10 protein-coding genes are annotated in these 13,315 nt (G+C 65.2%); 5 read left to right on the top strand and 5 right to left on the bottom strand.

The window, feature by feature from the left end; translation table 11 throughout:
• Positions 1-9 precede the first annotated feature (9 nt).
• A complete protein-coding gene (locus C8C92_RS13970; RefSeq protein ID WP_116745957.1) occupies positions 10-825 on the top strand; it encodes a ferritin-like domain-containing protein in 816 nt (271 codons plus the stop codon).
• A 13-nt stretch (positions 826-838) separates the two neighbouring features.
• On the opposite strand, the gene C8C92_RS13975 is transcribed toward C8C92_RS13970, so the two are convergent.
• Positions 839-4,222 carry a hypothetical protein gene (locus C8C92_RS13975; protein WP_116744273.1) on the bottom strand — a complete coding sequence of 1,128 codons (3,384 nt, stop codon included), beginning with the start codon at positions 4,220-4,222 and terminating at the stop codon, positions 839-841.
• A 265-nt stretch (positions 4,223-4,487) separates the two neighbouring features.
• Here C8C92_RS13975 and C8C92_RS13980 point away from each other — a divergent pair, with 265 nt between their 5' ends.
• The gene (locus C8C92_RS13980; protein WP_165829437.1) at positions 4,488-4,712 is read left to right on the top strand and encodes a hypothetical protein; all 225 of its coding nucleotides are present in this window, start codon (positions 4,488-4,490) and stop codon (positions 4,710-4,712) included.
• Here C8C92_RS13980 and C8C92_RS13985 read toward each other — a convergent pair.
• Positions 4,672-5,763, bottom strand: a complete 1,092-nt coding sequence (locus C8C92_RS13985; RefSeq protein WP_116744275.1) for a DNA topoisomerase IB — start codon at positions 5,761-5,763, stop codon at positions 4,672-4,674. The two genes, C8C92_RS13980 and C8C92_RS13985, sit on opposite strands and share 41 nt — an antisense overlap.
• 92 nt (positions 5,764-5,855) lie before the next feature.
• Between C8C92_RS13985 and C8C92_RS13990 the strand changes: the two genes are divergently transcribed.
• Positions 5,856-6,239 (top strand): DUF1232 domain-containing protein, encoded by a 384-nt coding sequence (locus C8C92_RS13990; protein ID WP_099763967.1) that lies wholly within the window; start codon positions 5,856-5,858, stop codon positions 6,237-6,239.
• Here the strand turns inward: C8C92_RS13990 and C8C92_RS13995 are convergent.
• The 3 genes from C8C92_RS13995 to C8C92_RS14005 form a co-directional block, all read right to left on the bottom strand.
• Complete coding sequence (locus tag C8C92_RS13995) at positions 6,236-7,426, bottom strand: serine hydrolase domain-containing protein (RefSeq protein WP_099763966.1); 1,191 nt, start codon at positions 7,424-7,426, stop codon at positions 6,236-6,238. The genes C8C92_RS13990 and C8C92_RS13995 overlap by 4 nt on opposite strands.
• 121 nt (positions 7,427-7,547) lie before the next feature.
• Positions 7,548-8,843, bottom strand: a complete 1,296-nt coding sequence (locus C8C92_RS14000; RefSeq protein WP_116744276.1) for a cation:proton antiporter — start codon at positions 8,841-8,843, stop codon at positions 7,548-7,550.
• Between the two features lie 50 nt (positions 8,844-8,893).
• Complete coding sequence (locus tag C8C92_RS14005) at positions 8,894-10,021, bottom strand: mechanosensitive ion channel domain-containing protein (RefSeq protein WP_099763964.1); 1,128 nt, start codon at positions 10,019-10,021, stop codon at positions 8,894-8,896.
• A gap of 240 nt (positions 10,022-10,261) precedes the next feature.
• Between C8C92_RS14005 and C8C92_RS14010 the strand changes: the two genes are divergently transcribed.
• Both C8C92_RS14010 and otsB read left to right on the top strand, forming a co-directional pair.
• Entirely contained in the window at positions 10,262-12,550 is a 2,289-nt protein-coding gene (locus tag C8C92_RS14010; protein ID WP_165829440.1) for a trehalose-6-phosphate synthase, read from the top strand.
• Positions 12,550-13,314, top strand: a complete 765-nt coding sequence (otsB, locus tag C8C92_RS14015; RefSeq protein ID WP_116744278.1) for a trehalose-phosphatase — start codon at positions 12,550-12,552, stop codon at positions 13,312-13,314. The genes C8C92_RS14010 and otsB overlap by 1 nt, the downstream gene beginning before the upstream one ends.
• Position 13,315: the final 1 nt, after the last annotated feature.

Consider the following 13,315-nt stretch of genomic DNA (forward strand, 5'->3'; position numbering starts at 1 on the left):
GGAAGCACCATGCACGCAACATCCCCACTGACCTTCACCGCGCCGCAGGAATTGCGCACCTATGCGCTCGCCTGCCTGCTCGAACCGGACCCGGCCACCAAGGTGGCGATGGTGGCGGCCATGGCCGAGGCGCAGCTTTCGCTCGATGCGCAGGCGCCGCTGGCGCCCACCGGCCCCGTGCCGGGCCGGCCCGAGCGTCCGGAACTGGTGCCGCCGCGCCTGGTGGGGCGGCGTTCGATGATCACGCCGGAAGGGCGCGCCATGCTGGTGCATGCGCTCGCGCATATCGAGTTCAATGCCATGAACCTGGCGCTGGACGCCCTGTGGCGCTTTCCGGATTTACCTACCGAGTACTACACGGACTGGCTGCGCGTGGCCAAGGAAGAAGCGACGCACTTTGCCATGCTGCAGGCGCATCTGCAGGTGCTGGGCCACACGTATGGCGATTTCCCCGGCCACGACAGCCTGTGGGAAATGGTCGACAAGACGCGCGGCGACGTACTGGCGCGCATGGCGCTGGTGCCGCGCACCCTGGAAGCGCGGGGCCTCGATGCGATTCCACCGCTGCGCGCCAAGCTGGCCCAGGCGGGAGATTTGGCCGCCGCCGCCATCCTCGACATCATCCTGCGCGATGAAGTGGGGCACGTGGAAATCGGCAACCGCTGGTATGGCTACCTGTGCGACCAGCGCGGCCTGGAGTTGCGCGCCACGTATGCCGAACTGGCGCTGCGCTACGAAGCGCCCACCTTGCGCGGCCCGTTCAACCTGGAAGCGCGGCGCCGGGCCGGGTTTTCGGAGCTGGAACTGTCCGACTTGCCCGCCTGAATCTGTCGCGGCGTCACGGATGGGCCGTCAGGCTGATGTGCCAGTGGCTCAGGTGTCCCGCTTCGATATGCACTTTGATCGGCTTGATCCAGCTCCCCGCGCCGGGAATCTTGTCGGCCGGTGCGGCGGAAAAACGCCCGTCGACGAGCGCCAGCTTGACGAAGCTGGGGCCGATGTAGATGACGCGCGTGCTGGCCGGCGCCGCTTCCTGGGCCAGCATGGCGCGGTTCGCCGCGATCCACGCCAGCAGGGCCGCCAGTTTCGGCTTTTGCGCGGGGTTGGCCGCCACTTCCGCCTTCGCGTCGAGGATCAGCTGGTGAATGGCGGCGCCATTGTTCTGCCCGCCCAGCGCATCCGAGTAGCCGCCCGCGCCGTCCGCGTAGCGCAAATCGATCTGCTGGCCGTCGCTGTGGCCGCGGTGGCCGAGGATGGAATCGCCCGCCGCCGTCTGCGTCACATGCTGGCCGCTGATGTCGTCGAAACGGTAGGCCTTGCCCGCCAGCCAGGCGATGGCCAGGCGCGTGGCCCACGAATCGCCACCCGCATCGCGCGTGCCGTAGCGCCGCGCCGCCAGCGCCGCCTCGTTGTTGGCCAGGTACAGGGGGATGTAGGCCGTGTCGCCCTTGAATTCCACTTGCCCCCCTTCGGCCGGATCGGAGCTGGCGTCCGTATTGTCGACTTTGCCCTTCAGGCGCAAGGTGACGACGGCCTTCTTGTCGAGTTTTGCGCCGGCAAAGGCGGGTAGCACCAGGCTGGGGAATGTCACCTTGCCCGCGCTCTTGGTATTGGCCTGGGACAATAAATTCTCCGTGCTGAAGGCGGGATCGCCGCCGCCGGACGAGATGCCGATATTGACTTCCGTAATCGTCGCCGCCGCCGGCGTGTAGTGCAATTCCAGCGGCAAGGTGTGCGTGCCGGTAGCCGCGCCTTGCGACACGGATACATACGGCCCCGGCAGATTGCCGGTCAGCTTGATCGGCTGCAGCACGGGACGGGCGGCCTGGTTCGGCGAGCTGAACTTCGCCTGCGTCACCTTCAAACCCTTGCACACGAGACTCAGTTCCACCGTCGTCACGGTGGCCAGGGCGCTGTCGCCGATATTCGTGGCGCTGACGTTGCCGCCCAGGCTCAAAGCGCCAGCCTGGGTTTGCTTGCTGACATCGACGCATTCCGTCCTGACGATGCTGCCCTGCGTGTAATGCGTCTGGTTGACGGCGCCCGTGGCGGCCAGGTTGACCCCTGGCAGCCCCGTCACGGCGTACGACCAGGTATCGTTATACTGGCTTTGCGCCGTCGTGTAGACGGGGTATTCGGCCGTGCTGACGGTGATTTTCACGCCCACGTTTTTCGTGCCCTTGGGCACCGTGAAGGCGACGGGCGAGGTGATGGTCTGGTTTTGCGCGGCCGCCGTGGCCGTAAACGTCTTGCTGCCTTCGTCATCCTGCGGCGTGAAGTCGCCTGCACGGGGGCTGGCCGGCACCGCGCGCGCGGGCGGCGCGGCGCCATCCTGCGTGACCGTGCCCGCCACATAGCTTTGCGCCGTGGCGGTGCGCTGGGCCAGGCCGGGCGCGTAGGGATACACGATGCCGACGCTGACGGTGCTGCTGTTGCCGAAGACGACGGCGCTGACGCTGACCACGTTCGGGTGGACCAGGTCGTTCAAGGTCAGCTGGTAAGTGTCGGGCAGCACGCCATCGAAGTGGAAGGCGCCCGTGGCGTCAACCACGGCTACCTGGCGCTGGTGGTTGTTGTAGCCAGCCAATAACATCTTCTTGCCGGCCAGCCCAGTGGCATTGCCACCTGCCGGTGTGCGCAGCTGGCCTTGCAGCGAGGTAGATGACTTGACGACGATCAAGGCATAGCTGGCCGTGAATTCGCCATCCTGCGAGACGACATTGAGGTTCAGGTCATAGCTGCCGTTGGGCAAGGACGCCAGCAATTGCTGCATCGCCGTGGCGCTGATGCTGAAGGTGCCGCTGGCCGCATCGAACGTCCAGTAGGTCTTGAGGCTGATGGCCAGGCCATTCGGGGTCGACAGCAAGCCGTCGCTGTCGTCCTGCAGGGCCAGCGGCGGCGCGCCCACCAGGCGGAACGCCAGGGCGCCCGGCTGCAGGCGGTTGTTCGGCCCCAGTCCTGTGATGGCCAGCACGGGCGCGGTGGCCGGCAAGTTGCCGTCGTCGTCTGGCTCCACATAGGTTTCCACGGCCGTGGGCAGTTCCGTCTGGATCAGCAGGTCCAGGGTGGTGACCTTGTTGCCCTTGCTGAGGGAAAATTTCGCATGCTGGTCCACGCCCGTGTCGCCGGGCGTGGAAAAGCGCAGGCTGCCGTCCTGCAGCAGCACGTCCGTGACGGCGCCGCTGACCTTGACGCTGTCGGCGCCGTCCGTAAAGCCCAGCTCGGCCAGCGACAGCGTCACCACTTGCGCGGGCCGCACGGGATCGAGGGCTAAGCTGGCGTTGGCGCTGAAGGTCCACGTCAGGCCAGTGCTCTGGAAGGCGATGCTGCGCTCGATGCGCAGGGTGATGGTGTCAGCGGGCGTGACGCTGGCGCCTGCGTCGATGTTGCCGGCCAGCACCTCGCCATCGAGGATGATGCTGCCTGCGGGCGCGCTGGCCAGCACGGCTTGCACATTGCTGGCCGCCGCGCTGCTGTTGTTGCGGATGTGCACGCGATAGGTATAGTCCCAGACCGTGCGGCTGACGCGCTGCTCGCCCACTTTTTCCAGCAAGGTCACTTCGAAGTCCCCGGCGGCCTGGGCGGTGGAGCTGGTAGCCGCTGCGGCGGCCAGCATGACTTTCGGCGCGGGCGGCTGCGTCGGGTCATTCGAGCCGCCACAGGCGCACAGGCCCACGGCCAGCAAGGGGGCCAGCGCGGCGCCCGCCAGCTGCCGGCGGCACAGGTAGGCCATGGCCAGCACGCCGGCCAGCAGCAGCCATGGCGTGGACGGCAGGGCGACGGCGGCCGCCTGCGTGAGGCCCGTATCGAGCTCGATGAAGGAAACGGGGTCGAGGATGGAAAACGGCTGGACGCCGGGGCTGCCCGCGCCCAGATAATCGAAGGTGACGGAAAAGCCCGTGGCCGTGGCGCCGGGATTGACACCGCCGGCCAGTGCCAGCGCATCGAAGTAGCCGCTGGCGGGAATGGCGGGGTCGGGCTGCACCAGCAGCACGTCCCAGCCCGGTGCCGTGGAAATGTCGTGCAGATTGGCGTACTGCCCCACGCTGAAGAACAGGGTAAATTCGGCGATGGGCACGGCCAGCGTGGTATTGCTGACGGTATAGTCGTAGCGCCACTGCGTGCCGCCCAGCGCTGTTGCCGTGTAGCCGATGCTGGTGGCATGCGCGGCGGACATGGCGCACAGCAGCAGTGCCAGCAGCGCCCATTTGATAAAGCTCATGATCGTTCCCCCCGTTGACTGGCGCCAAGCGTGCCCAGGCAAGAGGTCAAGCAGGAAGCGTTCCCGTACACATTGTGCTGTAAAAACAAGGGCTTGGCTGGAGGAGGCTGGCGCCGGTGTCAAATCTGCCGACACTGGCCCATACGGCTGAGCATGTCAGCGCTGTCCTACCCATCTTGTCGAAACTGTCTGATTGTATGCCTTGCGGAAACACACGATGATCGTGTCCATGCTGCAACAGCCAACCATTTCGACGGAGTATGCGATGTCCAAGCCAGCCAAGCCCAATCATTTGAACAAGCCGTTCCTGGTGATCTGCCTGTTCACCTTGTCGACCCTGGCGGCCACCTGGATGAATACGGGCGAGGCGCAGACGACCGATGCCGCGCCGGCGCCCGTGGCGCGCGACGTGGGCCACGGCGCCTTGCCAGTCTGCAGCAGCGATGCCCTCACACTGTCGGCACACTGCCAGCCTGGCCGCCAGGCTTGACACCAGCCTGCAAGCGCTGCTGCAGCAAGGCCAGCACCGCCGCTTCTTCCGGCGCCAGCGCCGGTAAATCGTCCTGCAATTGCTGCCGCGCCCGCGCGCGCAGGCCTTCCAACAAACTGCCATCCAGATACGCCTCCAGCACGGCCGGGTGCACATAGCACTTGCGGCAGATCGTCGGCGTGTTGCCCAGCTTCTTTGCCACCGATTCGATCGCCTGCACGATGTTTTTCTTCGCTTGCGCATCGGAATCGACCTGCTCGAACGCCTGCAGGGCCAGCGCGGCCAGCAAGGTACCGGACCAGGTGCGGAAATCCTTGGCCGTGTAGTCTTCGCCCGTCACCTCGCGCAGGTAATCGTTGACGTCGCCCGAATCGACGCCGTGGCGCGCACCATCCTCATCGACATATTGAAACAGTTCCTGTCCCGGCAGCTCGCGCATGCGCTGCAGCACCCTGGCCAGGCGCCGGTCGCTCAGGCGGATAGCGTGGCGCACGCCGCTCTTGCCCTTGAAGTGGAAGGCCACGGCGCTGCCGTCGACTTGCACGTGGCGCGTGCGCAGGGTCGTCAGGCCGAACGATTTGTTCGTGCGCGCATATTCTTCGTTGCCGATGCGCATCATCGTCAATTCCAGCAAATGCACGATGGTGGCCAGCACTTTTTCACGGGGCAAACCGGGCAACTGCATGCCGCGCGCGACGGCGGCGCGGATGGCGGGCAGGGCGCGGCCAAAGCTGAGCATGCGCGCATATTTCACTTCGTCGCGCACCTTGCACCAGCGCGCATGGTAGCGGTATTGCTTGCGGCCGCGCGCGTCGCGCCCCGTCGCCTGCAGGTGGCCATTCGCGTGCGGGCAGATCCACACGTGCGTCCAGGCCGGCGGAATGGCCAGTGCCTTGATGCGCGTCAAGGTGGCGGCATCGCGCAGGAGCTGGCCATCCGCGTCGCGGTAGCGGAATTTGCCGGCCTGGCCCAGGCGGGCGATGCCGCTCTGATGGTCGCCCGTGTAGCGCAGGCCGGCGGCGCGGGCCGTGGCGGTGGCAGATATTTCCATGACGATAGCTTACCTTGCACGCCGCGCACCCGGCGCGCCGTTATGCTAAGGTGCGCATTCGTAACGCCGTGCGCGGCAGACAGGAGCAGCAGATGTTTGGCAGAAAAAAGAATCTGGAACAAGACCACGCCCCCCAGGCCGACAAGCAGTATGAAAAGAAATACACGGAAGACAGCTTCTGGGACAAGGTCGTCAAGTTCGCCAAGACGGCGGGACGCGAAGTCATCGAGAAAGCCCTGTGGCTGTACTACGCGGCGCAGCAGCCGAATACCCCGCTGTGGGCCAAGACGGCCATCTATGGCGCGCTCGGCTATTTCATTTCGCCCATCGATGCGATTCCCGACATCACGCCCGTGGTCGGCTATGCGGACGACCTGGCCGTGCTGGCGGCTGCCGTCGCCACGGTCGCCACCTACATCACGGCCGAGGTCAAGGAGCGCGCCGCCGACAAGCTGCGCGGCTGGTTCGGCGCCTAGCTTTTCCTGACAACTGGCACGCCGCTGCCCCCATGCGCGAGCAGGCGCAGCACGACTTCTTTCTGGAATGAACGAAACTCCTTGTCGGCGCTGACGTTGGCGAAGGCCAGCACGGCTGTCCTGCTGGCGCGGTCGACGCAGACGACGGACGCGGCGCCCGGGTCGCCGCCGCTGTGCGTGGCCAGCGGTTTGCCGTCGACATCGCGCAGCAGCCACACCAAAGCTTGCCGCACGGACGAGTCGGCAGGCACGACGGGGGCCGTTTGCGGGGCAAAAAACAATTGCAGGGTGGCATCTTGCAGATAGCGGTGGCCATCGACCCGGCCGCCATTGCTGAAAATGGCCAGGAAACGGGCAAAGTCATGCGCCGAGCTGCGCAGCAGGCCGGCCGGCCAGTCCGGATAGCCGACGGGCGGCAGCACTTGCAGGCCCGGCTCCTTGTGTGCATACGGCTGGGCCACGACGGCGCGCCGCGGCAAGCCGGCCAGGTTCCAGGCCGTGCTGTCCATGCCCAGCGGTTCGAACAGGTGCTCCTGCGCAAAGGCGTCGAGGCCGTCGGGGTTAAGCCGGCCTACCAGATAGCCGAGCAGGGCGATACCCACATTGCTGTAACGCCATTCCGTGCCGGGCCGGGAGGCAAACGACACATCCGCGTCGTACCAGGCGCCGCCGCGCGACAGATAGCCCTTGACGAAGTCGCGCAGCGGTAAGCGCGGGTCGCCCTGCACGGCAAACGCCGTCGTCTTTTCGTACACGGCATCGGAAATGCCCGAGGTGTGATTGAGCAAATGGCGAAAGGTGATGGGCACGTCGGGAAACTTCGGATGCATGAGCGGGAAGTCCAGATAGGCCGCCACCTTGTCGTCGAGCTGGAAGGCACCTTGTTCCAGCAGCATCATGACGGCCGTGGCCGTGACGAGCTTGCTGACGGAGGCGACATGGAACACCGTATTGGCATCGGCCTTCTTGCCGGCCTGGATGTCGGCCCAGCCATAACCGCGCGCAAAGATGGTTTGCTCGCCGCGCACCACCGCCACGCTCATGCCCGGCGTTTCCGTGCGGGCCAGGCCATCGCGCATGAAGCCGTCAAATTCCGTTTCCCACGCCAACCGGGCCGGATCGGTGGCGCAGCCCGTTTGCAGCAGGGCCAGTGAGACGCCGAGTCCCAGCACGCTTCTTCGTTTCATTGATTCTCTCTTTTGCCAATTTTAATTATCTTAACAATATTTTCGCCCGCCATAGGGGCAATTGACAAATCATTGCTCTGCAGCAATGACAAAGGGGCCGGCCAGCGCTTATTTGCACCAGTTATTTGCGCCAGTAGCGTTCCAGCAGGGGTTTGACGGTCAGGCCGTGCGCGACGATGGAGACGATGACGACGACCACGGTGATGTCGGCCAGTTCGCGCGCCAGGGGGCGCGGCAAGCCATGCGCGATGGCATAGCTGAGGTAATACAGCGAGCCGATGCCGCGCACGCCGAACCACGCGGCCAGGCCGCGCAGGCGCACGCTGGTGCCCGACGCTAATAAACCGAGCATCACGCTGGCCGGGCGCGCCACCAGCAGCAGGAACAGCGCCACGCTCCAGGCCTGCCAGCTCCAGGCCGCCGCCGTGACGGTGCCACCGAGCAACAGCACCAGGGTCAGTTCGGACAGACGTTCCAGGTGCTCCTTGAAGACGAGCGATTCGCCGCTGACGGTCAGCGGCACCTCGCTGGCGTGCGGTTTAATGGCGGACACGGCATGGGTTGCCTCGGCTTGCAGCAAGCCTTGCCGGTCTTTGGGCGCGCCGGCCAGTCGCAGTTCCGTCTGGCGCAAGGCCACGCCGGCAAAGAACACGGCCAGGAAACCCCACGCGTGCAGCCAGGTGGCCACGCCATACACGAGGGCAATCAAACCCAGCGCCGCCAGGTCGTCCAGCATCGCGTGTTTCGGCTCCTTGGCGCGCACCTGCCAGCCCAGCCAGGCCAGCAGCGCGCCGCCGGCCGCGCCCAGGGCGATGGCGGCGCCGCTGGCCCAGACCAAATCGCGCCACAGCCAGGTGGCGCCATGCGGCCCCAGTTCATGCAGGCCCAGCAAGCCCAGTCCCAGCATGACGAAAGGAAAGCCGCTGCCATCGTTCATGCCCGCTTCGCTGGTCAGGATGAAGCGCAATTGCTCGCTGTCGCCCGCATGGCGCAGCTGCACGTCGGTGGCCAGCACGGGGTCGGTGGGCGCGAGGATGGCGCCCAGCAGCACGCCCGCGCCCAGCGGCAAGCCCAGCACCAGGTACGCAAAGGCGGCCACCAGGGCCACGGAAATGGCCATCGACAGCCAGGCCAGACGCAGCGAGGGCAGCCAGCGCGCCAGGCTGAAGGGCACGGGCATCTTGACACCGGCGGAAAACAGGGAGATGAGGACGGCGATTTCCGTCAGGGTTGCCAGCAGGGGCGCCTGCTGCAGCAGGTCGAACGCAAACAGGCCGAGGAACATGGGCCCCAGCAGCAGGCCCACGCCCAGGTAAGCCATGGCCGAAGTCAAGGGCAGGCGCGCGATGCGGTCGGCGCCCAGGCCACGCGCCAGCATCAGGCAGCCGATCAGGATGAACCAGGCGGTGGTGCTCATGCGCCTTATTTTAGCGGCGCATGGGCAAGGGCAGCGCGCCGCAGGGTTTTTTACGCCTTATTCTCAGCCTTGTACGGCGACACGCTGTCGTTCTGCGCCTGCATGCCATGTACCTCGATGGGGTCGTGCGTGGAGCGCAAGCGGGGCAGGCTGTGCGGATAATTGCTCGTGATAAAGGCCAGCATCTGCTCGCGCACGAGGCAGCGTAATTCAAATGCCGTGCCGGAATCGACTGCACTGATCAGAAAGCGCACGCGCACGGCCCGCTCGTTCGAATCCGTCGCCTGCACGGTGCAGACGCGCCCATCCCATTGCTTGGCCCCTTCGCAGATGCGCGTCAGTTCCGCGCGCAGCGGTTCGATCGGGACGCTGAAATCGAGCCACAGGAACACCGTGCCCAGGATGTCCGAGGAGGTATGCGTCCAGTTCTCGAACGGATTTTCGATGAACCACTGCAGCGGCACGATCAAACGCCGTTCATCCCACACGCGCACGACCACGTAGGTGCCCTTGATTTCCTCGACCGTGCCCCATTCGCCATTGACGATCAGCACGTCGTCGATGCGGATGGGTTGAGAGAACGCAATTTGCAGCCCTGCAATGAAATTGCCGAGCACGGGGCGGGCGGCGATACCGGCCACCAGGCCCGCCACGCCGGCCGAAGCGAGCAGGCTGGCGCCGATCTGCCGCGCGCCGGGCAAGGTCAGCAGCACGAAAGACAGGCCCAGCAGGACCACGATGGCGTGCGCGCTGCGCGTCAGCACGCGGGCCTGGGTGATCCGGCGCCGCGCGCGCAGGTTGTCGGCCGCGTCGACGGGGTTGATCTGGGAAATTGTGATGGAAAGCGACTCGATGCATTGCATGGCCAGCCAGGTCAGCGCGATGATCAGCGCCACGCTGGTGACATGCGACATGGCGACCAGGCCCGGCGTGTCGTCGGGCGCGCTGGCCAGCACCATGCGCAGGCCGAAGACGATCAGGCACAGCTGGCTGGCGCGGAAGGCCACGCGCGCGACGTTGCTGGCCAGCGCGTGGCCATTGGCGAGTTTTTTCAGCAAACCGATGCCGGCCCGGTGCACGACGATGGCGACCAGGGTGACGAGCAGGGCGGAAACGAGCACGGTCAGCGCCGAACGCAGCGGGCCTCCCATCAGCGAGTGAAACGTGCTGAGATCCATAGGCGAAAACTCCTTCGTTATTGGTGAAATGGATGTCGGAAGCGGGTATTTTACGGGCAGATGGCGTCACGGGGGCGTGCGTTGCCGTACGGATAAGACTTGCATCAACGTGGATACTGCAAGTAATTGCTGCGCTGCGCCATGCCACGTTGACGTTTCAATACGCAAAGCAAACGCGCGCCGCCGTATTGGAAATATAGCCATACTTGCAATGGTTGTTCATGTCTGCAAAGGAAAACGATGATAGTACGATCACTCCGAATGTCCTTGCGCTTCATCCTGCCGCTGGCCCTGGTGCTGGGATTGTTTGCTTATATTGTGGTACCCCTGCTCGATAATATTACCTTGCGCTGGTATGTGCGCGACCTCGACAGCCGGGCGGAATTGCTCGCTGGAACCCTCCGCCCCTCACTCACCGACTACCTGCCCGCACAAGATGCCACGCGCATCGGTGAACTGTTCCAGGGCGCCACGCGCGACGAACGCCTGATCGCCATCGGCTTTTGCGACAATGCGGGCCACTTGCTGTACCAATCCGCGCAATACCCGGCCTCCATCGGCTGCTGGAGCACGCCTCCCACGGGCGGCTTGTACAAATCCCTGGCGCAATTGCCGCAAGGGCAAGTCCACCTCAGCGAAACGCCCGTCATGCACGATGCATCCCAGCTGGGCCGCCTGGTGCTGGTGCAGGACATGAGCTTTGTCGAGCGCCGCAATACCGACACCAAACGCTTCATTTTTGCCTTCCTGGCCGTGCTGGCCGTGCTGATTTCCCTGATGACCGTGTTCGTCGCCCACCTGAGCTGGCGCGGCTGGCTGTCCGCCGTCAAGGATATTTTACGGGGCGAATTGCTGCCGAAAAGTAATGGCGCAGTGGCCACCGCCACGGCGCCCGCCACCGCGCCCGCGCCGCCGCCGGAAATGCAGCCGCTGATCGGCGACTTGCGCGAACTGCTGCAGGAATACCATCTGGAACGCCAGGGCGACAGCGGCTGGTCATCCGACTGGACGCCGGACAAGCTGCGCGCGCTGCTGGAAGCGGACTTGCAGGGCGACCAGGTGCTGGTGGTGTCGAACCGCGAACCGTATATCCACACCAAAACAGATGCCGGCATTACCGTGCAGCGTCCGGCCAGCGGCCTGGTGACGGCCGTGGAAGCGGTGATGCGGGCCTGTTCCGGCACGTGGATCGCGCATGGCGCCGGTTCCGCCGACCGCGAGACGGTCGATAAGCTCGACCACGTGCCCGTGCCGCCCGATAACCCCAGCTATACCTTGCGCCGCGTGTGGCTGACGGACGAGGAAGAGCAGGGCTACTATTATGGTTTTGCTAATGAAGGCATGTGGCCGCTGTGCCATATCGCCCACGTGCGCCCCGTGTTCCGCTCGTCCGACTGGGAGCAGTATGTGAAGGTCAACCGCCGCTTCGCCGACGCCGTGATTGCCGAGGCGAAGACGGACAACCCCGTCGTGCTGGTGCAGGATTACCACTTTGCCTTGCTGCCCCGCATGGTGCGTGAAGCCTTGCCGAAGGCGACCATCATCACTTTCTGGCATATCCCCTGGCCGAACTCGGAATCGTTCGGCATTTGCCCATGGCGCGAGGAAATTCTCGACGGCTTGCTGGGCAGCACCATCCTCGGTTTCCACACGCCGTTTCACCGCAAGAATTTCCTCGAAACGGTGGATCGCTACCTGGAAACCCGCATCGAACCGGAGGCATCCACGATTTCCTACGGCGGCGAGATGACGCAGGTCGAGGATTACCCTATCTCCATTGCCTGGCCCGAGGATAATCCGGCGCAGCCCGACGTGGCCACCTGCCGCGCGCAAATCCGCGCCGAACTGGGCGTGGCGCCCGACCACTTGCTGGGCATTGGCGTCGATCGCCTCGATTACACCAAAGGCATCGTCGAGCGCTTCCAGGCCGTCGAGCGCATGCTGGAACAGCAGCCCGGCATGGTCGGCAATTTCACTTTCGTGCAAATTGCCGCCCCCAGCCGCGCTTCGCTCGATGAATATCAAAGTTTTGATGCCAGGGTGCGCAAGATGGTCGAGCGCATCAACCGCCGCTTCGGCAGCGGCAGCTATGTACCCATCCTGCTGAAAGCGGAGCATCATGGCCAGGACGACTTGCAGCGCTATTTCCGCGCTTCCGAGGTGTGCATGGTCACAAGCTTGCATGACGGCATGAATTTGGTGGCCAAGGAATTCATCGCCGCGCGCGACGACGAGCTGGGCGTGCTGGTGCTGTCGCAATTCACGGGCGCCGCGCGCGAGCTGCATGAAGCGCTGATCATCAACCCGTACCACATCGAGCAGGGCGCCGATGCCCTGTATCGTGGCCTGGTGATGCCGCCCGTGGAACAGCGCGAACGCATGAAAAGCATGCGGGCACGTGTGAAACATTTCAATGTCTACCGCTGGGCGGGGCGCATGCTGCTGGACGCGGCCCGCTTGCGCCAGCGCGACAAGGTCATGACCAAGATCGACGCCCACAGCCGCATCAAGCGGCGCAAGGGGCTTTGATGACGGAGATGCCTGACGATAGCGCGACCCTGTTGCAACTGTTGAGTGCACCCGGAACAGCCGTCTTCCTCGACTTCGACGGCACCCTGGTCGACTTGGCGCCCACGCCCGATGGCGTGCGCCTGGAGCCGGGCGTGGTGGAAGCGCTGGCGCTGCTGGCCGAGCGCCATGGCGGGGCGCTGGCCCTCATTTCCGGGCGTCCGGTGGCGCAGATCGATGCCATGCTGGCGCCCTTGATCCTGCCGGTGGCCGGTGTGCATGGCGTGGAGCGGCGCGGCGTCGATGGAACGCTGCATGTGGCTGCCACACCCGATGTCTCTCCCGTGCTGGCCCGTGCCCAGGCGCTGGCCGCTGTCCAACCCGGCTTGCTGGTGGAACAGAAGCGCGGTGCCGTGGCCCTGCATTACCGGCTGGCGCCCGAACTCGAACATTTGTGCTTACAGGAAATGACAGCGGCCGTGCAAGCGTGCCCGGGGGTGTTGCTGTTGCATGGCAAAATGGTCCTGGAAGCCAAGCCGGCCGCCACCGACAAGGGCGGCGCCATCGCCGCCTTCCTGCGCGAAACCCCGTTTGCCGGCCGCCGGCCCGTGTTCGCGGGCGACGACACCACCGACGAGGCAGGCTTTGCCTTTGTACAACAAGTTGGCGGGCAGGGCGTGAAAGTGGGCCTCGGCCCCAGCGCCGCCACCCTGCGCCTGGCCAGCCCCGGCGCCTTGCGCACCGCGCTGCTGGCCGCCTCCGTATCCCCGACCTCGAAGGAATAGA

It is taken from the genome of Janthinobacterium sp. 78 (assembly GCF_003096775.1).
Taxonomy (GTDB): Bacteria; Pseudomonadota; Gammaproteobacteria; order Burkholderiales; family Burkholderiaceae_D; genus Janthinobacterium; species Janthinobacterium tructae.

Bases quoted from the DNA above. Each gene is read 5' to 3' on its own strand.
- C8C92_RS13970 (WP_116745957.1), top strand. From the start codon at position 10: ATGCACGCAACATCCCCACTGACCTTCACCGCGCCGCAGGAATTGCGC.
- otsB (WP_116744278.1), top strand. From the start codon at position 12,550: ATGACGGAGATGCCTGACGATAGCGCGACCCTGTTGCAACTGTTGAGT.
- C8C92_RS13990 (WP_099763967.1), top strand. From the start codon at position 5,856: ATGTTTGGCAGAAAAAAGAATCTGGAACAAGACCACGCCCCCCAGGCC.
- C8C92_RS14005 (WP_099763964.1), bottom strand. From the start codon at position 10,021: ATGGATCTCAGCACGTTTCACTCGCTGATGGGAGGCCCGCTGCGTTCG.
- C8C92_RS13975 (WP_116744273.1), bottom strand. From the start codon at position 4,222: ATGAGCTTTATCAAATGGGCGCTGCTGGCACTGCTGCTGTGCGCCATG.
- C8C92_RS13980 (WP_165829437.1), top strand. From the start codon at position 4,488: ATGTCCAAGCCAGCCAAGCCCAATCATTTGAACAAGCCGTTCCTGGTG.
- C8C92_RS14000 (WP_116744276.1), bottom strand. From the start codon at position 8,843: ATGAGCACCACCGCCTGGTTCATCCTGATCGGCTGCCTGATGCTGGCG.
- C8C92_RS13985 (WP_116744275.1), bottom strand. From the start codon at position 5,763: ATGGAAATATCTGCCACCGCCACGGCCCGCGCCGCCGGCCTGCGCTAC.
- C8C92_RS13995 (WP_099763966.1), bottom strand. From the start codon at position 7,426: ATGAAACGAAGAAGCGTGCTGGGACTCGGCGTCTCACTGGCCCTGCTG.
- C8C92_RS14010 (WP_165829440.1), top strand. From the start codon at position 10,262: ATGATAGTACGATCACTCCGAATGTCCTTGCGCTTCATCCTGCCGCTG.